Origin of the sequence: Salinimicrobium sp. TIG7-5_MAKvit (genome assembly GCF_049569215.1) — a bacterium.
Lineage (GTDB): Bacteria > Bacteroidota > Bacteroidia > Flavobacteriales > Flavobacteriaceae > Salinimicrobium > Salinimicrobium profundisediminis.
This window is the reverse complement of record NZ_CP145903.1, coordinates 1,154,566-1,175,610: the sequence shown is the minus strand read 5'-3', so window position 1 is coordinate 1,175,610 and position 21,045 is coordinate 1,154,566. Positions and strand designations below refer to the sequence as shown.

21 protein-coding genes are annotated in these 21,045 nt (G+C 41.3%); 13 read left to right on the top strand and 8 right to left on the bottom strand.

The genetic code is table 11. The features are described from left to right. Nucleotides 1-6 precede the first annotated feature (6 nt). The 12 genes from V5739_RS05345 to tsaB all read left to right on the top strand — a co-directional run bounded on the left by V5739_RS05345 (nt 7) and on the right by tsaB (nt 10,486). On the top strand, nt 7-369 hold the full coding sequence (locus tag V5739_RS05345) for a cytochrome C oxidase subunit IV family protein (protein WP_266068416.1): 363 nt from the start codon (nt 7-9) through the stop codon (nt 367-369). Between the two features lie 75 nt (nt 370-444). Next, nucleotides 445-1,098: a hypothetical protein gene (locus V5739_RS05340; protein ID WP_423819924.1), complete on the top strand. Its 654-nt coding sequence runs from the start codon at nt 445-447 to the stop codon at nt 1,096-1,098. Beyond that, complete coding sequence (locus V5739_RS05335) at nt 1,098-1,835, top strand: SCO family protein (RefSeq protein ID WP_423819923.1); 738 nt, start codon at nt 1,098-1,100, stop codon at nt 1,833-1,835. The genes V5739_RS05340 and V5739_RS05335 overlap by 1 nt, the downstream gene beginning before the upstream one ends. After that, on the top strand, nt 1,825-2,358 hold the full coding sequence (locus V5739_RS05330; protein ID WP_423819922.1) for a DUF420 domain-containing protein: 534 nt from the start codon (nt 1,825-1,827) through the stop codon (nt 2,356-2,358). The genes V5739_RS05335 and V5739_RS05330 overlap by 11 nt, the downstream gene beginning before the upstream one ends. Before the next feature lie 4 nt (nt 2,359-2,362). Then, nucleotides 2,363-2,590, top strand: a complete 228-nt coding sequence (locus V5739_RS05325; RefSeq protein WP_266068420.1) for a hypothetical protein — start codon at nt 2,363-2,365, stop codon at nt 2,588-2,590. Between the two features lie 115 nt (nt 2,591-2,705). Then, nucleotides 2,706-3,407 carry an ABC transporter ATP-binding protein gene (locus V5739_RS05320; protein WP_423819921.1) on the top strand — a complete coding sequence of 234 codons (702 nt, stop codon included), beginning with the start codon at nt 2,706-2,708 and terminating at the stop codon, nt 3,405-3,407. Then, on the top strand, nt 3,400-4,644 hold the full coding sequence (locus tag V5739_RS05315) for an ABC transporter permease (RefSeq protein ID WP_266068422.1): 1,245 nt from the start codon (nt 3,400-3,402) through the stop codon (nt 4,642-4,644). The genes V5739_RS05320 and V5739_RS05315 overlap by 8 nt, the downstream gene beginning before the upstream one ends. Before the next feature lie 2 nt (nt 4,645-4,646). Beyond that, complete coding sequence (locus tag V5739_RS05310; protein WP_423819920.1) at nt 4,647-5,909, top strand: ABC transporter permease; 1,263 nt, start codon at nt 4,647-4,649, stop codon at nt 5,907-5,909. A 22-nt stretch (nt 5,910-5,931) separates the two neighbouring features. Then, nucleotides 5,932-7,053, top strand: a complete 1,122-nt coding sequence (locus V5739_RS05305) for an efflux RND transporter periplasmic adaptor subunit (protein WP_266068426.1) — start codon at nt 5,932-5,934, stop codon at nt 7,051-7,053. 59 nt (nt 7,054-7,112) lie between these two features. Further along, on the top strand, nt 7,113-8,549 hold the full coding sequence (locus V5739_RS05300; protein ID WP_266068427.1) for a TolC family protein: 1,437 nt from the start codon (nt 7,113-7,115) through the stop codon (nt 8,547-8,549). A gap of 3 nt (nt 8,550-8,552) precedes the next feature. Next, nucleotides 8,553-9,812 (top strand): efflux RND transporter periplasmic adaptor subunit, encoded by a 1,260-nt coding sequence (locus tag V5739_RS05295; RefSeq protein WP_423819919.1) that lies wholly within the window; start codon nt 8,553-8,555, stop codon nt 9,810-9,812. Between the two features lie 17 nt (nt 9,813-9,829). Further along, nucleotides 9,830-10,486: a tRNA (adenosine(37)-N6)-threonylcarbamoyltransferase complex dimerization subunit type 1 TsaB gene (gene tsaB, locus V5739_RS05290; RefSeq protein ID WP_423819918.1), complete on the top strand. Its 657-nt coding sequence runs from the start codon at nt 9,830-9,832 to the stop codon at nt 10,484-10,486. Nucleotides 10,487-10,583: 97 nt separating this feature from the next. Here tsaB and V5739_RS05285 read toward each other — a convergent pair whose 3' ends face one another. Then, nucleotides 10,584-11,435 (bottom strand): mechanosensitive ion channel family protein, encoded by an 852-nt coding sequence (locus V5739_RS05285; RefSeq protein ID WP_423819917.1) that lies wholly within the window; start codon nt 11,433-11,435, stop codon nt 10,584-10,586. Nucleotides 11,436-11,690: 255 nt separating this feature from the next. After that, a complete protein-coding gene (locus V5739_RS05280) occupies nt 11,691-11,894 on the bottom strand; it encodes a dodecin family protein (protein ID WP_266068431.1) in 204 nt (67 codons plus the stop codon). 182 nt (nt 11,895-12,076) lie between these two features. On the opposite strand from V5739_RS05280, the gene V5739_RS05275 reads away from it, so the two are divergent. Then, on the top strand, nt 12,077-14,371 hold the full coding sequence (locus tag V5739_RS05275) for an anion permease (RefSeq protein ID WP_423819916.1): 2,295 nt from the start codon (nt 12,077-12,079) through the stop codon (nt 14,369-14,371). A 73-nt stretch (nt 14,372-14,444) separates the two neighbouring features. Here V5739_RS05275 and V5739_RS05270 read toward each other — a convergent pair whose 3' ends face one another. The 6 genes from V5739_RS05270 to V5739_RS05245 form a co-directional block, all read right to left on the bottom strand. Beyond that, complete coding sequence (locus V5739_RS05270; RefSeq protein WP_423819915.1) at nt 14,445-15,353, bottom strand: NifU family protein; 909 nt, start codon at nt 15,351-15,353, stop codon at nt 14,445-14,447. 71 nt (nt 15,354-15,424) lie between these two features. Then, nucleotides 15,425-16,213: a glutamate racemase gene (gene murI, locus V5739_RS05265; RefSeq protein WP_423819914.1), complete on the bottom strand. Its 789-nt coding sequence runs from the start codon at nt 16,211-16,213 to the stop codon at nt 15,425-15,427. Between the two features lie 63 nt (nt 16,214-16,276). Then, nucleotides 16,277-16,786, bottom strand: a complete 510-nt coding sequence (locus V5739_RS05260; protein ID WP_265164746.1) for an OmpH family outer membrane protein — start codon at nt 16,784-16,786, stop codon at nt 16,277-16,279. Nucleotides 16,787-16,840: 54 nt separating this feature from the next. Then, nucleotides 16,841-17,644, bottom strand: coding sequence for an OmpH family outer membrane protein (locus V5739_RS05255; RefSeq protein WP_423819913.1), 804 nt, complete (start codon nt 17,642-17,644; stop codon nt 16,841-16,843). Between the two features lie 33 nt (nt 17,645-17,677). After that, a complete protein-coding gene (gene bamA / locus V5739_RS05250) occupies nt 17,678-20,380 on the bottom strand; it encodes an outer membrane protein assembly factor BamA (protein ID WP_423820447.1) in 2,703 nt (900 codons plus the stop codon). Next, the gene (locus V5739_RS05245) at nt 20,304-21,044 is read right to left on the bottom strand and encodes an isoprenyl transferase (protein WP_266068436.1); all 741 of its coding nucleotides are present in this window, start codon (nt 21,042-21,044) and stop codon (nt 20,304-20,306) included. Before V5739_RS05245 ends, bamA begins: the two co-directional genes overlap by 77 nt. Between the last annotated feature and the right edge of the window lies 1 nt (nt 21,045).

Below are 21,045 nucleotides of genomic sequence, written 5' to 3'. Positions count from 1 at the left end.
ATTAAAATGGCACACGATACTACACACGCACACGAATCGAACTCTAAAAGGATCTGGACGGTATTTATAATCCTTTCGATCATTACTCTTGTAGAAGTTATTTTGGGGATCATCAAACCAGATTTTCTGGTGCATACCTATTTTGTTAGCTTAAAGCTAATCAACTGGATATTCATTGTTCTTACAATTTGGAAGGCTTATTATATTACCTGGGCCTTTATGCATATGGAAGGCGAGACCAAAGGCCTAAGACGCTCTGTGGTCTGGACTGCAGGTTTTCTCATCGTTTACCTTGTTTTTATTCTTCTTACTGAAGGAGATTATGTTCACGAGGTACTGCAGCGGGGGCAGGTGGCCTGGGATTTCTAAAAGTTAAAACATAAAGGAAAGGCGGTTTTAAAACCGCCTTTTTTTATTTTTGTGCACATCTTCCGGAAAGATAATATGAAAAAATTCTTTGTCATTTTTGTGCTTTTTGCACTTCCCCTTGGGGCTTACCTGTTCTTCGCTTCAGGAGTTAATAACTTTGCCCGTCTGCCCGTCCTTACCCAGGAAATTTACCAGCTTGAATCCTTTAGAAGCCTTGAAGGTGATGAAGAGGAAGTGAGCTTTGATAATAAGATCACTATTCTTGGTTTTCCCGGGGTTGAGCCCATGGATTATATGAACAACGCCTATCACCTGGCCGAAAAGATCTATGATCCTTATGCCGAATTTAATGACTTTCAGTTTGTATCGGTAGTTCCTGAAGGAAGTGAGGCGCAGGTAGAAGAGCTCAAACAAAAGATTTCAAAAGTTATAGATCTCAAAAAGTGGAAATTTGTGACTGCTTCTTCCGAAGAGATCAACGCCCTGTTTGATAGTTTAAATACCAACCTTGAACTAAATGGCGACCTTTCTACGCCAAATGTCTTTATTATTGATAAAGAAGGAAAATTACGTGGCAGGGATAAAGATGATGATGGTAATGAGCTTTTTGGCTACGATACCGGCTCCATCTATGTTCTCAACAATAAAATGACCGACGATGTAAAGGTTATTTTGGCTGAATATCGCCTAGAGCTTAAAAAGTACAATAAAGAGAATACTGAAGATTAATGAAAAATTACTCATACATAGGGCTATTCCTGGTAATCGTTATTTTTGGGATCATTGTGGTTCCCGAAATAATTGACAGGGTGAACGAAGAGGAAACAGTTTCTTCAAACAGGTCTGACGGTCGGGAAGAACGGGCTGCTGCCAACGTTGATCTTGATTATATTATGGTGAATGAAGAAAGGAAGAGAGTCCCACCTTTCGAATTCATAGATCAACATGGGGATACCATCACCAATAAAGATTATGAAGGTAAGGTTTATATTGCTGAATTTTTCTTTTCTACCTGCCCCACTATTTGTCCTATTATGAAAGTCAATCTGGTAGAGGTGCAGGATGTATTTGCTTCCAATGAAGATTTTGGGATTGCTTCGTTTAGTATAGACACCCGCCATGATACGCCCCAGGTTCTCAAAGAATATGCGGCAAATAACAATATCACCCATCCAAACTGGCATTTAATGACAGGAGAGCAGGAAGATATTTATGGTCTTGCTAATTCTGGCTTTAATATTTATGCCGGCGAAGATGAAAATGCAGCGGGTGGTTTTGCACATTCAGGTTATTTTGCCCTTGTAGATCGTGAGGGTTATATCAGGTCCCGAAGAGACTCTTTTGGAAACCCAATTATTTATTACAGGGGTTCTGTGCCCCGCAATGCAGTTGTGGAGCCGGGAGAAGAAGAGCCTCAAATTGATATACTTATTGCCGACGCTAAAAGACTTATTGATGATAAATAGAAGTACAGATAAAGTAATGGTGCCTACCATAGTGGTGGTTTCCATCTTAGTGCCGGTTGCGGTACTCATCTTGATGTATTTGCCAGAGCGGTATGATGTTTTGGGCGGAAGCTTTAAGAACTTCCCACTCTTTCACGCCGTGCTTAATTTCTTCACTGCTTTGTTTCTTATAGCAGGTTATTACGCCATGAAAAAGAAGGAACTGATATGGCACAGAAATCTTATGATCTCTGCCTTTTTTCTTTCGGCTGTGTTTTTAGTGAGTTACGTGATCTCAAAAATAAGTAATGAACCCGTGCCTTATGGAGGGGAAGGAGTACTTAAATATATTTACTTCTTTATTCTTATCACGCACATCCTGCTTTCGGCAATTATTGTCCCTCTTGTTCTGTTCACAATGTACCGCGGCCTTACAGGAGAGGTAGAGAAGCATCGTAAAATTGCCCGTTACACCTATCCAATTTGGCTTTATGTTGCGGTGACAGGGGTACTGGTGTATTTATTCATGGCTCCTTATTACTAAAGTTATGAAAGTTAGAATTTTTATTACTGCTGTTTTTATCCTTTTCCTTTCGGTTGACGTTGAGGCGCAGTGTGCTATGTGCCGTGCAGTACTTGAAACCGAACAGGGCCAATCTACTGCTGAAGGGATTAACGACGGGATTGTATATCTCATGATCTTTCCTTACCTGTTAATGGCTGGAGTTGCCTACTTCATTTGGAAGTCCAGGAGAAAAAAGCATGTAGAAGAATAATTTTCTTCCCTCTTAAAAATGGCATTTTCTTAAATCTTTTTTCAGAAAATGTAACATTTACTGTTTTTACCAGTCTAATGGGTGCGCCTTCATAGTAATTTGAATTACACCCGGTATGATTGAAATCAAAGATTTGCACAAATCCTATAAAACAGGAAGCAATTCCCTGCACGTACTGAAGGGGATAAATTTTAATGTTGCTGAAGGAGAGCTGGTGTCTATAATGGGCTCTTCTGGCTCGGGCAAATCTACCCTGCTCAACATTCTTGGAATGCTTGATGAAGCCGATAGCGGTACTTACACCCTTGATGGGGTTCCAATTAAAAATCTTAATGAAAAAATTGCAGCCCGGTACCGTAATAAATTTCTGGGCTTCATTTTTCAGTCTTTTAACCTTATCAATTATAAAACTGCGTTAGATAATGTGGCCCTGCCTCTATATTACCAGGGCATGAAACGCAAAGAACGAATAGAGAAGGCAATGGCCTATCTCGATAAAGTAGGGCTTACCCCCTGGGCACAACATCTTCCGAATGAATTATCGGGAGGTCAGAAGCAAAGGGTGGCAATAGCCCGGGCACTGGCAAGTGATCCAAAAGTGTTACTGGCCGATGAACCTACCGGTGCTCTTGATACCAAAACCTCTTATGAAGTTATGGATCTTATTCAGAAGATCAATGAAGAGGGGCGTACTATTCTCATTGTTACCCACGAGCATGATATCGCCGAAATGACAAAACGAATCGTCAACCTTAAAGACGGTTTGATAATAGATGATAAAAAAATAGATCAGGTAAAAGCACTGCAGCATGTTTGATCTTGAACGTTGGGAAGAAATCTTTGATACAATTCGCAAGAACAAACTGCGAACCTTTCTCACAGGCCTTTCGGTAGCCTCGGGTATTTTTATCCTCGTTATATTATTAGGTTTGGGAGAGGGAATGAAAAATGGTATTTCTTCTGAATTTGAACGGGATGCCTCCAATATCCTGTATATATGGACGGGTACTACTTCTGTGGAGTACAAAGGGCTTAATCCCGGGCGCAATATTCGGCTGAAGAATACAGATTTTCAAACCACGGCCCAGAAGTATGAGAATGAACTGGAATTCAAATCTTCTGTGTACAGGATTTGGAATGGGGTGGTGACCTACAAGAAAGAATCGGGTTCTTACAGAGTGGAAGGGGTGCTGCCCGACTACCAGTTTCTTGAGAAGAGCAGTATGACCAAAGGGCGTTACATCAATTATTCAGATCATGACAATTATGAAAAGGTGGTGGTGATTGGAAACAGGGTGAGTAATGACCTTTTTAAAGAGGTAGATCCTATTGGCAGATATCTCGAGATTTCAGGCATAAATTTTAAAGTAATAGGAGTATTCACAGATCCAGGGGGAGAGCGTGAAGAGAGTCGGGTATATGTGCCTTTGTCTACGGGCCAACGTGTCTTCAACGGGCAAAATTACATTAACAACATGGCCTTTACCCTCGAACAAGAGGATAATTTTGAAGCAGCTCTTGCCGCCTCCAACAAATTTACTTCAGAATTAGAACAATTCCTGAAAGAACAGCACAGCATCGCGCCCGAAGATGACAGGGCTGTGAGCATCAATAATTCTCTCGAGAACATGAAGCGCTTCTACGACCTCATCAATATGATTAAATTTTTCTTTTGGGGTGTGGGTATCTGTACCATAATCGCAGGAATTGTGGGGGTAAGTAATATCATGCTCATTATTGTAAAGGAACGCACCCGCGAAATAGGTGTAAGAAAGGCTTTGGGAGCAGAACCACTTTCTATAGTTGGAATGATCTTGCATGAATCTATTTTTGTAACTGCCATTGCAGGGCTGGTAGGGCTTATTGGAAGTTTAGCATTGCTCGAACTGGTTGGGCCGCTTATAGAAACAAACTTTATATCGAACCCTTCGGTAGATTTTGGAATTGCACTTACTACAGTGGTTATTCTTATAGTTGCCGGAGCATTGGCCGGCTTTTTCCCTGCTTACAGGGCAGCGAAAATTAAACCTATTGTAGCATTAAGAGATGAGTAAGCATGTTTAGTAGAGATAATTGGGATGAAATACTGGAAGCTCTAAGTGCTAACTGGTTTAGAACCGTACTTACCGCTTTTGGGGTGCTATGGGGAATTTTTATTCTCGTAATACTGCTTGCTGCCGGTAAAGGTCTGGAGAATGGCGTGAAGCAGGGATTTGGAGGAATGGCAACCAATTCTATGTTCATGTGGACCCAGGTAACTTCAAAGCCTTATAAAGGCCTTCCTAAAGGAAGAAGATATAACTTCAAGATAGATGATGTGGCTGCCATTAAACGGGAAGTGCCAAATATGAGATTTGTTTCTCCCCGTAACCAGCTCGGCGGATTTGGAGGAGGAAACAACGTGACCAGGGGATTAAATACCGGAGCATTTAATGTTTACGGAGATTATCCTGAAATTATTCAGCAGGAACCTATGGATATTACTTCAGGCAGGTTCATTAATTATTCCGATATCAATGATAAGCGGAAAGTGGCGGTGATAGGAGAGGGAGTGCGTACTACCCTGTATGAACCGGGAGAAGAGGTACTCGGATCATACATCAAGGTTAGTGGGGTGAACTTTATGGTGATTGGCACCTATAAGAAGAAAGGCAATAATGGTAATGCCGAAGAGAATCAAAAACAGATCTACGTTCCTTTTACTGCTTTTTCTCAGGCCTTCAACATGGGGAACAATGTAGGTTGGATGGCCATTACCGCACAAGACGGGTCATCTATTACCAATCTTAAAGGTGACGTGATAGAGGTGATCAAGACCAGGCACTCTATACATCCAGAAGATGACAGGGCAGTAGGGAATTTTGACCTTTTTGAAGAGTTTAATAAGATCAATGGGTTGTTTGTCGCTTTAAAAGGGGTTGCTTATTTCGTCGGAATTCTGGTGCTGCTTTCGGGGATTATCGGGATAATTAATATCATGCTTATTGTAGTTAAAGAACGAACAAACGAAATTGGTGTAAGGCGGGCACTGGGTGCAACCCCCTGGGCAATAAGAGGCCAAATTCTCATGGAATCCATTTTTCTAACCATTATCTCAGGTATGGCAGGAATTGTATTGGCAACAGGAGTAATAGCACTTATGAACAAGGCTTTAAGTGGTATGGATACTTCAGAAATGATGTTCCTCAATCCCAGTGTAAACCTTGGCGTAGTGATAACAGCTCTCGCTATATTAATAATATCAGGTCTACTGGCCGGTTTGATCCCTGCGCAAAACGCTATCAAGATCAAACCCGTAGATGCTTTAAGAACAGAATAGATTAAAAATAAATAGAAACAGAATGAAAAGAATTGTAACGATCCTGGTCCTGGTGGTAATCGCAGTAGCATTTACCGGAGCGCTATATTACCTGTATGCCAAAAATCAGGAAGACCCAACTGTTTATGAGACCGAACAGGCTTCAGAAAAAACTATTGTGAAAAAGACAGTGGCTACAGGGAATATTGTACCCAAAGAAGAGGTTTTGATTAAACCCAATATTTCAGGGATTATTGAAGAGATCTTTATTGAAGCCGGTGATCGTATACAGGCCGGTGATCAAATTGCGAAAATACGTGTGATCCCTAATGTTTCATCTCTGCAGAATGCTAAAGATGCAGTGCAAACGGCAAAGATCAACTTTGATAATGAAAAAAGGAATTTTGAACGTCAGGAATCACTTTTTGAAAAGGGAGTAATTTCGGCTAATGAATTTGATGATGCCCAGGTAGCGTTTAGAAGGGCAGAACAGAATTATAAATCTGCACAACAAAACTATGAGATTGTGCGTACGGGAACAACAAGCGGTTTGGGTACTGCTGCAAATACTTTGATTCGTTCTACAGTAGAAGGAATGGTGTTAGACGTTCCTGTGAAAGTGGGGAACCAGGTGATTGAAAGTAATAATTTCAATGACGGTACTACTATAGCTGTTCTTGCCGATGTGAATAAAATGATCTTTGAAGGAAAGGTTGATGAGAGTGAAGTTGGGAAAATAAAAGAAGATCTTCCGCTTGAAGTAACGGTTGGTGCCATTGAAGATAAAACCTTCAAAGCAGTGCTCGACTATATTGCACCAAAAGGAGTGGAAGAAAACGGGGCTATTCAGTTTGATATCGAAGGAACCCTTGATAAAGCCGATACTACTTTTATTAGAGCTGGCTTAAGTGCAAATGCTTCCATTATCCTGGCGAAAGCTGAAAATGTGCTGGCTTTAAGGGAGGCGTTGATACAATTTGATCCTAAAACACAAGAGCCTTTTGTTGAAGTAGCTACCGGAGACCAGCAATTTGAACGCAGGGATGTGGAGTTGGGAGTGAGTGACGGCATCTTTGTAGAAATTAAAGACGGCATTACCGAAAACGACAAAATTAAAGTTTGGAACCAGCTAAAACCGGTTAATCCTACTGCACAAGTGCAATAGATTGTTTGCTGCTGTAACAAAAACGGTTCTTACAAGACTTACATTTTACAACTACAATTATGAAAAGATTTTTATTGACTGCAGTTTTCCTTTCTTCTTCCTTTTTTGGTTTTTCACAACAAAAGGAATGGACACTTCAGGAATGTATAGAATACGCACTTGAGAATAATATAAGCGTTAAACAGTCTCAGCTTGATGTTGATCTGGCCGATATTCAGATTTCTGATGCCTTCGGAAATTTTCTGCCTTCAGTTAATGGGTCGGCTTCCAATTCCTGGAATACAGGTCTTACCCAAAACGTAACAACCGGAATTCTTCAGACGCAAACTACCCGAAATTTTTCCGCAGGAGTAACAGCGGGATTGACCTTGTTTGATGGCCTTAGGAATTTTAAGCAGTACCAGTACGCTAAAATGGCAAAACTGGCAAGTGAATATTCCCTGGAGCAAATGAAAGATGATATTGCTTTGTTTGTGGCCAATGCTTACTTACAGGTGCTTTTCAACAAAGAGAATCTAAAAGTGATCCAGTCTCAGCACCAAATTACCCTTGAGCAGCTTGAGAGAGCTGAAGCACTGGTAGAGGCAGGTTCTTTGCCACGGGGAGACTTACTTGAGATAAAAGCAACTTCTGCCAGTGAGGTACAGCGAATGATTGTTGCAGAAAACCAAATAGAAATCTCTTTGATTGCTCTCGCCCAAACCCTGCTTATAAAAGATTACGAGAATTTTGATATCGCCGAAAGGGATTATGATGTCTTTGGAAACGAGATACTGGATGTGCCGGTCTCTGAAGTCATTGAAGCTGCCGAAGAAGAGCGTTATGAAGTAAAAGTGGCCGAGATGAACACCGAACTCGCAAAAAAAGAGGTTGAAATAGCTCGTGGGGCCTACTGGCCTACGCTAAATGCTTTTTTTAACTATAATACCCGTGAGTCGGGTGCCGGGAGGTTTGTTTCTGCAGGTCTCGATCCCGATGAGCCCTATCGTCAAATAGGTTTTGTAGAGAGTACTGAAGAAATTGTTGTGGCGCCAAACATGGTGAGTGAATTAGGAAACCCACTTCCATTTTTTGAACAGCTACAGTTGAATGATGGAATCTCTTATGGGGTACAGCTCAATGTGCCGTTATTTAACGGGTTTTCTACCCGTAACCAGGTCAAAAGAAGTGAAGTGAACGTGCTGAGGGCCGAATACCAGATGGAGCAGACTAAACTCGACCTGGAAGCAAACGTTTACCAGGCCTATACCGATGCCCGTGGTGCTCTAAAAGCTTACGAAGCTGCATTGGTGGCCCGGGAGGCACAGCAGCTGGCTTACGAGTATGCTACAGAACGCTACAATGTTGGGATGACCAACGCTTTTGACTTTAGTCAGGCAAAATTCAATCTTGAAAATGCCGAAAGCGAAGTAGTAAGGACCAAATACGATTATATTTTTAAATTAAAAGTGCTGGAACTATATTTTGGAGTGCCCATCACAGACCTTAAATTCTAAATAATGAAGAAGAAGACTATTTATATTATTGTTGGAATTGCCGTAGTTGTAATTGTTCTGCTCGTAGTAGGTAAAAAAGCAGGTTGGTTTGGCAAGTCGGGAAATTTCAAAGAAGTTGAGGTTACCGAGGTGCAGAGGTTTGATGTTATTGAAAAAGTTTCGGCCACAGGTAAGATCCAGCCCGAGGTTGAGGTCAAACTTTCTTCGGAAGTTTCAGGAGAGATCATTGAACTTCCGGTAGTAGAAGGGCAGCAGGTAGAAAAAGGAGATTTGCTGGTGCGGGTAAATCCTGAAATATACCAGTCTAACCTTGAACGGGTGCGCGCCGGACTTCAAAATGTAAGATCAAGCCTGTCACAGGCAGAAGCTTCCTTAAAAGAAGCGGAATCTAATTACCAGCGAAACCAAAGTCTGTTTGAGAAAGGAATAATCTCCAAAGCAGAATGGGACAGGATTGTTTCGGCTTATGAAGTAGCCCAGGCCAACAGGCAGGCTGCTTTTTACAGTGTGCGTAGTGCTGAAGCCAGCGTGAACGAGGCTGTTGAAAACCTGGGGCGAACCAATATTTATGCCCCTATGAGCGGAACTATTTCATCTCTTGATGCCGAGCTGGGGGAAAGAGTTGTAGGTACTCAGCAAATGGCCGGGACCGAAATATTGAGAGTGGCCGATCTTAGCGACATGGAAGTGGAAGTAGATGTGAATGAGAACGATATTGTAAAAGTTTCTATTGGTGACTCTACAATAGTTGAGGTAGACGCATATCTCAAACAGGAATTCAAAGGTGTGGTGACTGAAATTTCAAATTCGGCCAATGCTACAGCAACTGCCGACCAGGTGACCAACTTTAAGGTAAAGGTGCGGATTGTAAAAGAATCTTATGACCATTTGCTTGAAGGAAAACCCGAGAATTTTTCCCCTTTTAGACCCGGAATGACCGCCACGGTAGATATTATTACCAATAGACGCGATGATGTTATTGCTGTGCCCATAAGTGCAGTAGTTGTAAAAGCCGATACCAGTGCAGGCAGCCGAACCAACAGTGAAGAAAAGGCTTTAGAAGAGCTTTTTGAAACAGTGTATGTTAAAGAAGGTGATGAGGCGAAGGTGCGCGTTGTAGAAACAGGAATACAGGATGATTCCAGGATTGAGATCAAAGAAGGTCTTGAAACCGGGGAAATGGTTATTACAGGACCTTATAACACCGTGACCAAAATTCTTAAACCCGGAGATAAGGTAGAAGTGAAGGGAGAAAAAGAATAATTTCTTACCTTTCGGCCGTGATTCTATGTATTGAAACAGCTACCACAAATTGTTCGGTAGCGCTGGAAAATAAAGGGAAGTTGCTGGCTTTAAAAGAAGATTACAGCAATAATTATTCGCACGCCGAAAGGTTACACCTTTTTATCGAAGAGATCCTTCGGGAAAATGAGGTAGACGCGCGCGATCTCGATGCCATTGCCGTAAGTAAAGGTCCGGGTTCCTATACGGGCCTTAGAATTGGAGTTTCGGCCGCTAAAGGGCTCTGCTTTGCCCTGGAGTTGCCGTTGATCTCTATTCCTACCCTAAGGTCCTTGGCTTTGCAGGTAAAACAGGAAAAAGACGGCTTCATTATTCCCCTTTTAGACGCCCGAAGAATGGAAGTCTATACCGCCGGGTTTACCGTCGATTACCGAAAAGTTTTTGACACCCGCGCACAGATCCTTGCTCCCGATTCTTTTTCGAAGTACCTGGAGAATGCTGCTGTTACTTTTATAGGAAGTGGAGTCGAAAAATTCAGCAAGATTTGTGAACATCCCAATGCTACTTTTATCGAAGGTAAATTACCATCAGCTTCACAGATGGTATCACTGGCTTCAGAAAAATTTCAGAAAGAAAAGTTTGAAGATGTAGCTTACTTTGAGCCGTACTATCTCAAAGACTTCATGGCAGGATAGGTTCAAAATTTACTGTTGAAGGTTTATGGTTTGTAGTTTAAAGAAAAAAATTTCTAAACTACAAACCACAAACTACAAACTTCAGGATCGTAAGTCTCTACTGTAAACTACTCTGCTCTTCTTTACTGTGGTTGAAAAAATGCACATCGCGCTGTGGAAATGGTATGGAGATTCCTGCCGCTTCAAGTCGTGTTTTAGCCTCTTCAATAGTATACCAGTGACGGTCCCAAAAAACGTCATTTTTGGCCCAAAACCTCACCGAAAGATTTACAGCACTGTCGGCTAGCTCGGTCACTACTACTGCCGGGGCAGGATCTTCAAGAATGTCTTCCTGTTCTTTAAGAAGGTCCATGAGAACATCTTTGGCCAGTTTTATGTTGCTGTCGTAGGAGATGCCTATAGTAATAGCGTCCCTCCTTTTATCTTCGGCTGAATAGTTAATGATATTCTCATTAGAAAGTTCCCCATTGGGAATAATAGCCAGTTGGTTGCCAAAGGTGTTGAGCTTTGTGTAGAACATGGAAATATCCTTAACACTTCCCGAAATGCCGTTGACTTCAATCCAGTCGCCCAACCTGAAGGGCTTTAACAACAGTATCAAAACTCCGCCTGCGAAATTTGAAAGAGATCCCTGCAGTGCAAGACCTATGGCCAAACCTGCGGCCCCTAAAATGGCAATAAATGAGGTGGTTTCTATGCCCAGCATTCCTACCACACTTATTAATAGAAGAACCAGCAGTATACCATTGGCAAGGTTGAGCAGGAATTTTACAAGTGCAGGATCGTGATTGCTTTTCTGAAAAATTCTTTTTAGGTAGCGAATAACTATTTTTATAAGCCACCACCCAATAACGAGCCAGAGTAAGGCACCGAGTAAATCGGGTAAAAAAGCAATAAATTTTTCAAGGTATTCTTTAGATATGCTCTTAAGATTGGTAATTTCTTCCATTTAAAAAACTATTTGCTGCAAAGGTGAAAGAATCAGCCATTTTATTGCGTATAGGGAATGTTAAAATACTGCAAAGAAAATCGCTCCAGGTCATCTTAAACAAAGAAGCTGCCTTAAAAGCCTTTTTTGCCTACCTATTCATTTAGGGTCTATGACTTCTGAAAAAAATCAGAGGTATAAGGTTCTGAAATAACTTCAGAATGACATTTTTAGCTTTTAAGACAGCTTCAGTTAACTAATTAAACCAGACCTTTCTTAGGCCTCTACTTCAAAAGTGATCTTCACGATCACCCGGTAGTCTGTAATACTATCACCTTTAACATTGGCGTTTTGTTCTTTTACGTATACCGATTTTATATTCTTTACAGATTTTGATGCAGTTTTAACTGCATTTTTTACAGCTTCTTCCCAACTCTTTTCAGAGTTTGCCATAATCTCAATTACTTTCATTACCGCCATAATTTTTTCTTTTTATTGGTTAATAATTTATTTTAAACTGTTGATTATTAATATACAAAAACTTTAGGGGGCTTTTAGTAAGGAATTGTTAAACCTTGTGACGTTTTGGATTAAGCAGAAGCGAATAAGGCCTTTATTTAAATTATCCCTATTTTGCAGTAGCTAAACCTGCTTTTCTTAGAATGGAAGATATTTATATCGTAATGCTGGTCGCCTTATTTGCCCTTGCAGTGACCGACCTGGTTGTTGGAGTGAGTAACGATGCAATTAACTTCTTAAGTTCGGCTATTGGGTCCCGGGCCTTCCCCATGAAAACCATTCTTATCGTGGCAAGTGTGGGCGTTGGAGTGGGGGCTATTTTTTCAAGCGGGATAATGGAGGTAGCGCGTAAGGGTATCTTCATGCCCGGGCAGTTCTACTTCGAAGAGATCATGATCATTTTTATGGCAGTAATGATCACCGATGTGCTACTGCTCGATTTTTTCAATTCCCTTGGGTTACCTACCTCCACTACAGTATCAATAGTGTTCGAACTTTTGGGTGCTGCAGTAAGTGTGGCAGTGATCAAGATCTATAACGGTTCAGGAAATTACGGCGAGATTTTCAGTTACATAAATACATCTAAAGCGACCGAGATTATCATGGGCATCCTTATGGCGGTGGTCATTGCTTTTCTTATAGGGGCTATAGTGCAATATTTTTCGCGCCTAATTTTTTCCTTTCAGTTCGAAAAAAAAATCAAGTACGCAGGTGCCATTTTTGGAGGGATATCGCTTACTGCCATCCTCTACTTCATTTTACTGAAGGGTTTAAAATCTGTGACCTTTATTTCGCAGGATTTTCTGAACTATCTTGACAATAATACGCTGGTTATTCTGGTAGCAGGGCTGGTGATCTTCACTTTGATATCACAGCTTTTAATGAGTTTGTTCAAAACTCATATTTTAAAGTTCATCATCCTTATTGGAACCTTTTCTCTTGCCCTGGCTTTTGCCGGGAATGATCTGGTGAATTTTATAGGGGTGCCCATTGCAGCCTGGCAGTCTTTTGAATTGTGGCAGGCCGCGTATGCAGCCTCAGGCACTTTGCCGTCGCAGTTTTTAATGAGTGATTTACAGGGGGAGGTCTCAACCCCTGCTTTTCTCTTGCTCGGGGCAGGAGGTGTGATGGTTATTACTCTATGGTTTTCCCGCAAAGCCCGTAATGTGGTTGAAACAGGAGTTAACCTCTCCCGGCAGGGCGAAGTGACCGAAAGATTTGATCCTAATTTTCTTTCCCGCGCAATTGTTCGGTATTCAGTATTACTTGGCAACGCGATTGGAGCTATTACCCCGAAAGCCGTAAGTCAAAAAATTGATGAAAAATTTCAGAAACCCGGCGCCTTTACACGTGATTCTGAAGAAACACCGGCATTTGACCTGGTACGTGCCTCGGTAAATCTTGTGGTGGCGAGTATTTTGATCTCCATAGGAACGAGCCTTAAACTGCCACTTTCCACTACCTATGTGACCTTCATGGTAGCTATGGGGACTTCTCTGGCCGACCGGGCCTGGGATAGGGAAAGTGCTGTATATCGCGTAGCCGGAGTAGTGAATGTTGTTGGTGGTTGGTTTGTAACCGCACTTGTGGCTTTCTCGGCTGCCGCTATTTTTGCCGCTATTATTTACTTCGGAGGGATTATAGCCATTACCATTCTTATTATTCTGGCTATCTTCAGTATTGCCCGCAGCTTTGTGCTTCACGCCCGAAAAGAGAAGGAGAAAAAGCGGAAAAAACCTTTCAGAAGAAATGATATCAGCACCATTAATGATATTGTAGTAGAGAGCTCTAAAAACATTTCCAGTATTGTGTGTGGTGTAAATCAAATGTTCTCAAAGACGGTCAAGAACCTTGGTTACTACGATAAGAGCAAGCTTAAAAAGAATAAAAAGTCTATTAAGAAACTGGAATCAGAAATTGATGAGCTCAAACGGAATGTTTTCTATTTCATCAAAAGTATTGAGGAAGCTTCTCTTGATTCAAACCGCTTTTATATCCTTATTCTCGACTATCTGCAGGATATTGTGCAGTCTATTGGCTACATCACCAGGAACAGTTACAACCATGTGAATAACAACCACAAGAATCTCAAATTTAATCAAATTCGGGATCTCAAAAGGGTAGATGACAAGATGCAGGCTTTATTTGATGAGATTGAAGACATCTTTGCACATCGTGATTTTGCTCGTATTGATGTGGTGCTGGCAGGTAAACAGGCTTTGCTTAGCGATGTTGGAGAACTTATCGAGAAACAGATCAAAAGGATCAGGACTACCGAAAGCAGCCCAAGAAACTCTGAACTTTACTTCGGGTTATTGCTTGAAACACGTGACCTCATTACTTCAACAATGAACTTGCTGGAGCTTTACCGCGAATTCAATATTGCTGTGGAAGCGACCATGTTCTCCACCGGTCTGCCACAAAAAGAACAGGACTAAAAAACACCATTTTTGAGTGTCCTTTAGTCCTGTTAATATAATGCAGGAAGTTGTGCTTCCTGATATTTTCTAATTATCCATTAATGGCTTCCACACGATCTACCCTGCCCTGCAGCATGTCTTTGAGCATTGTCTCAATTCCGTTCTTAAGTGTCATTGTAGAAGAGGGGCAACCGCTACAGGCTCCCTGAAGGATCACTTTTACAAGTTTCTGCTGCTCGTCGTAACTATCAAATAGAATATTACCACCGTCACTGGCTACCGCCGGCTTGATGTACTCATCCAGAATGGCAACAATTTCTTTTGAAGTATCATCGAGTTCAACCTTTCTAATCGGGGCTTTTCCTTCAGACTTAATTGTAGAAGGTTGTTCGCTGTCTTCGATCAATACTTCCTTTCCCTGTTCCAGGTACTCTCTCATGTATTCCCTGAGTTCCTGTGTGATCTCTTCCCATTCAGCAATATCATATTTCATGATGGAGAGGTAGTTCTCATCAATAAAAACTTCTTTAACGAAAGGAAAGTGGAATAAAGCCTTTGCTAAAGGAGCATTTTTGGCCTCATCTATGTTTTTAAACTCCACACTCTGCAGCACCAGTTTCTTATTTGAAACAAATTTCATGACCGTAGGGTTAGGGGTGCTTTCGGCGTATATGGTGACAGGTACTTTTTTGATTTCCTCTTGTGGAGGGGTTACTGCAGTTCCGCCATTGTTGAGGTAGGTCTCAATTTGTTCAGAGATTTCCTGTTGCACGTCTTTCCAGTGAACAATGTTGTACTTTTCAATAGCTACAAAATTTTGAGCTATGTATACCTTTTTTACGAAAGGAAGATGGAATAGCTGCTGGGCTAAAGGAGAGCGCCCGGCCTCTTCAATATTATTGAATTCGAAGCTCTCATGTTTGGTCAAAAATACATTTGCCTCAAACTTGACTATTGTTGGCCTGGTGGTAGGCTGAATATCTATGGTGATGTTTTTCATGTCGAAATTTTTGCAAAATTACAATTTTCTGCCCGTTTTACATCGCTTATTTAGAACGATTCAATGTGCTATTAAAAATCGAGGTAATTGACTTTAAAAGAATTTAAAGGCGCGGGAATTATTTCAGCAAGAATTTTAGGGTCTCCATTAGTGAAAAATTCCGGAATTTGCTGTTTTTCGCTAGTGAGCAGGTCAAGGCTTTGAAGAACAACCCGGGTTTGTTTGGCTACGGCCATTCCCGAATCTATGATCTGCACGTGAGGAGGGAGTATTTTTTTGAGCGTAGGAATTAAATAAGGGTAATGGCTACAGCCCAGCACCAAATAATCTATGCCGGCTTGTATCATGGGTTCGAGGAGCTCTGTAAGCATATCATGAACCACACGGGCATCTTTTTGTCCCTGTTCTATTTTTTCTACCAGGCCTTTTCCCACCACTTCAACGATCTTGTTGTCTTTTGAATAAAGATCTGATGCCCTGGCAAAAAGGTTGCTGGAGAGGGTGCCTTTTGTTGCGAGAATACCAATGCACTTGGCGCGGGTTTGCAGGGCAGCTGGCTTTATTGCGGGTTCAATCCCAATGAACGGAATGTTATATGATGTTCTTAAATGAGTGATGGCATTTGTGGTAGCCGTGTTGCAGGCCACTACAATTATTTTCGCTCCCATTTCGAGCAGCTTTTCGGTATTCTTGATACTTAGCCTTACAATTTCTTCAGAAGATTTTTCTCCGTAAGGAGCATTAAAACTGTCGGCTAAATAAATGGTGTGTTCCAGGGGGAGCAGGTGATGGATCTCTTTCCAGATGGAGGTGCCGCCCACACCCGAATCAAATATACCTATAGGTTTGTCTTTGCTCATTCCTGTAAAAATAAAAACTGCGCATCATTGATGCGCAGTTTTTAGAAAATATTTTGGCGGAAATTAAATTCCAAGTTCTTTTTTAACATCAGGCATTAGATCATAACCATCAGCCATAAGAAGACCTGTTCCGGTAGTAGAGTCTAATACATAGTCATATCCTTTAGCGCGGGCTACTTTTTGAATTGTAGTACGTGCTTTTTCAAATACAGGCTTAAGAAGCTCTACTTCTTTTTGACGAAGATCCTGCTCGGCAGTTTGACGGTACTCACCAATAGATCTTTGTGTTTGTTGAAGTTCTAAAGCTCTTTTTTGGTTTTCTTCATCTGTCTTTGTTTGAGCTTCAGATTCATATCTTTTCATTGTGCCTTGGGCTTCAGTAACCATCTCTTTAATTTGAGTATCGTAAGTTTTCTGAAGTTTTTCCAATTGGTTCATTGCAGCTTTATAACCGGGCATCTGTTCAATCAATTCTTGTGAAGCGATGTGCGCCACTTTTGATTGTGCGTTTGCAAAAGAAGTTGCTCCAAAGATTAAAGCTACAGCTATTAGAAGGGTCTTGAATTGTTTCATGTTTAAAATTGATTATTTAATTGTTGAATTATTTGTTGTACTATTATTGGCTTATTAGTTGCTTCTGATTTCTTCTCTCGCTTTTGCTACAGAATCTTTCTTTCTTTGACGTTCTTTGAGAATGGCCTCCCTGCGTCTTTCGGCTTCTTCCTTTTTGGCATTGCGAATAGAATCTCTTTCTTGTCGTCTCTTTTCAAGAAGGGCTTCTCTTTCCTGCTTTCTCTCCTGTTGCAATTGCTCTCTTTCTGAAAGCACTGCGTCTTCTTCAACAGTCTTTGCCTCCTGTCTTATCAGTTCTCTTTTCTCCTGTCGTGTTTCCAGTTCTTTTCTGTTAGAGGCCCTGGTAATACTTCTTAATACCTGGTCACTCACATCAAGCCGGTCTGCAGCAAAAAGAGTAACTACATCTGCCGATTTATCAAAGATAAGATCATAATTCCGGTTCTTGGCAATTTCCTGTACTGCTACAAAAACCTGGTCCTGTACCGGCTTTACCAGTTGGAGTTTTTGAGTAATAAAATCTCCATTGGGGCCAAATCTCTTTTGTTGATAATCCAGAATTTTTTTCTCTTCAAACTTTATCTCGTCTTCACGGTCTTTGATCAACTCATTGGTCAAAAGTGGCCTTTCATTAGCGAGATCCTGTTTCATCTTGTCAACCCTTTGCAACTCGGTCTCGATCTCGGTCTTCCACTGCTGTACTTTCTTTTCAAGTTGGGCAGAGGCTTCCTGGTATTCGGGAACGTTTTGAAGGATGTATTCCATATCTACATAACCAATTCTCACTGTTTGCTGTGCCTGCACAACAAAACCCGAAACGAGTAAAAAAGTTAGTGTTATAAGAATGGATTTTTTCATAATCAAGGGGTATATAGAAAATACCGTGCCAAATTAAAACTGCTGTCCAATTATAAAGTGGGTCTCCCAACCGTTAGCCTGGGTCTCTCCCGGAAGTGGATCAAAGCCATATCCAAAGTCTATTCCTAACAATCCGAAGGCCGGCATGAATATTCTGATCCCTGCACCTGCCGAACGATTGATCTGGAAAGGGTTGTAATCTTTGAAATCATCAAAAGATGCTCCGGCTTCCAGGAAGGTAAGCCCGTAAATGGAGGCTGTTGGTTTTAATGTTATTGGGTATCTTAATTCAAGGGAATATTTGTTGTAAATAGTTGCCCCGTCATTGTCTGTAGTGCTGCTCATTACGCCCCGGTCAACCGGGATGAGAGACTGGTTAGGATATCCTCTAAGTGCAATGGCTTCACGGCCATCCATACTATAGGTGCCCATTCCATCTCCACCAAGGTAGAACCTTTCAAAAGGTGGAATACCACGGTCATTATTGTAAGCTCCAAGGAAACCGTATTCGGCGTGGGTTCTTAAAACTAATTTTTCATAGATGTTGGTATACCATGTACCGTTGAATTTGATCTTGTAAAATTCTAACCATTTATATTTCTCCTGGTCAATTTTTCCCTGATCTGGCACAGGATCTTCCCCGTCTCTAAGTGGTCTTCCCTGTCTGTTTATAAGGACTCCGTTTTCATTTTGAAGCTGATATTCTTTTTGATCTCCAAGATTTGCATAATCAATGTCGTTAAACAAAGAATAAGGAGGAGTAAGCTTGGCTATAATTTCAAATTTTGAGCCTCCCATAGGGAAAATAGGGTTGCTGAAGGTGTTGTCTCTTGTAAGGCCAAGGGTGAGGGAGAAGTTATTGGAATAACCATCTCCAAAAGTAAAGAGCCCTGTGTTGTAGTTGCTCAGGTTGTAGTGTTGAAAAGCAACTGCAGTAGAAAGTACAAAAAAGTCATCGGGTACAGTCAGCCTTCTTGCAAGACCTAAAGTGATTCCTGAAATAGAGAACTTTCTGTCTTTATCGGCTTCACGGTTTCTGTAGTCGTAAAAATACTGTTCCGTGTGCTGCAGGGAAGTAGAAAGCCTTACAGGTTTCTTTCCGCCCCACCATGGTTCAGAGAAAGAAAGGCTGTAGGTTTGGTAATATGTACTGGCCTGGGCACGTAGAGAAAGCGTTTGTCCATCTCCCATAGGTAATGGTTTGTAGGCGTCTTTATCAAAAAGTCCGCTTAGGGAAAAGTTGTTGAAAGAGAGCCCAAGGGTTCCTACGAAGCCTCCGCCGCCATATCCTCCCTGTAGTTCTATCTGGCTGGCTCCTGCTTCCACAACAGAATACTCAAGGTCTACAGTTCCGCTGTTCTGGTCTACCTCTTTAAAATCGGGGGTAAGATTTTCAGCATCAAAGAATCCTAGCTGTCCAAGTTCCCGCACCGTTCTTACAACAGCTTCTTTGCTGTACTTGTGGCCGGGTTTGGTTCGCATCTCTCTATAGATTACGTGATCTTTTGTCTTATCATTTCCAATTACGGTAATTTCATCAAAGTAGGCGACTTTACCTTCTCTAATCCTTATTTCAAAATCTATAGTGTCGTTGTAAACTCTAACTTCTACCGGGTTAATATTCGAGAACAGGTACCCGTTATTTTGATACAGGTTGGTGAGGTCGTTTGCGTCAGGTTTTGTGTTGTCGGCAATCTGCTTTTCAAGTAGAACACCGTTGTATACATCTCCTTTGCTTATTCCAAGTCTTCTTCGCAATTCCTGATCACTGTAAACCGAATTCCCAACAAATTCAATATCACCAAAGTAGTAACGGTTTCCTTCTTCAAGGTTAATGTTTAGTGTAACGTCGTTCTCATCTACGTGAATTAAACTATCAGAAACAATTCGCGCATCGCGGTAACCCCTTTCTTTATAGATGCTCAATATTTTCTGCTTGTCGGCTTCATATTCTTCCGGAATAAATTTTGAGCGTTTCCAGAACCTAAGGAATTTTTGCTCCTTGGTTTTCTTCATAGCGCGTTTAAGGCGGGCATCAGAAAAAGCTTCATTTCCGGAAATTTCTATGTCTTCAATTTTTACTCTTTCTCCCTTGTCAACATTAACAACCAGGTTTACGGTATTCCGGTTAAGTGTGTCTTCTACGGGAACTGTGTTCATAACTACTTTTGTATTGAGGAATCCTTCCTCTTTAAAAGTGTTTTGAATGTAGTTCTTGGTGGTGGTCAAAAGGTTTTCTGTAACCTTGGTGCCTTTATTAAGCTTATTTTCTTTTATAAACTCTTCCTGTTTCTTTTTCTTAATACCCTGAATCCTCACATTGGCAAGGGCAGGTACTTCCTGGATTTCCAGTTCAAGGTCGGCAACGTTCCCGTCAATATTGGTCACATAGATATTAACATCGCTGAAGGATCCAACATCCCATAATTTTTTAAGGACTTTACTAATACGGTCTCCGGGAATAAATATCTTTTCACCTTTTTTTAGTCCTGTATATGCAATAATGGTCTGTTCGTTAAAGGATACATTCCCTGTAACCTCTATCTCACCTATTGTGTACTCCTGGCCGTTTGCAAGTGGCAGATCCTGTGCTGCTGAAGTAAAATTAAATAAGAGGCCTAGGGCCAAAAGTGCTAATGTAGATTTTGTTTTTAAGGCACTAACTAAGTTGCTCACTTGTTTTTCCAAATCTTCGTTCTCTATTTTGATAATTATAAATGGCTTCAAACAGGTCATCTCTCCTGTAATCTGGCCAAAGTATTTCTGAAAAATATAATTCGGCATAAGCGATTTGCCACAAAAGGAAATTGCTTATGCGTTGTTCTCCGCTTGTTCTTATTACCAGATCAACATCTGGAAGGTTGCGGGTGTAAAGATGCTTATTTATAACCGATTCATCAATATCTTTAGAGAAAATCTCGCCTGCAGATACTTTTTCGGAAATTTCTTTCACCATAGAGGTAAGCTCTTCCCGTGAGCCATAACTAAGGGCCAGGGTGAGGATCATCTTCTTGTTTCCTGATGTTTTTTCAATGACCTCCTGTAGCTCTCTATGGGCTTTAGTGGGTAAATTGTCAAGGCAGCCTATGGCGTTGAGGGAGATGTCGTTGTCCTGAAGTGTCTTGATCTCTTTCTTAAGGGAGGAGACCAACAGCTTCATAAGCGTATCTACTTCAATTTTTGGCCTGTTCCAGTTTTCAGTAGAAAATGCATAGAGGGTGAGGTTTTTTACACCAATTTCGGCACAGCCTTCCACTACTTCCCTAACGGCCTTAGTGCCTTTTTCATGACCCTTAACACGCATTAACCCCTGCTTTTTTGCCCACCTGCCGTTGCCATCCATAATAATGGCAATGTGTTGGGGTAATTTTGAAGGATCAATATTTTCTTTAAAGTTCATA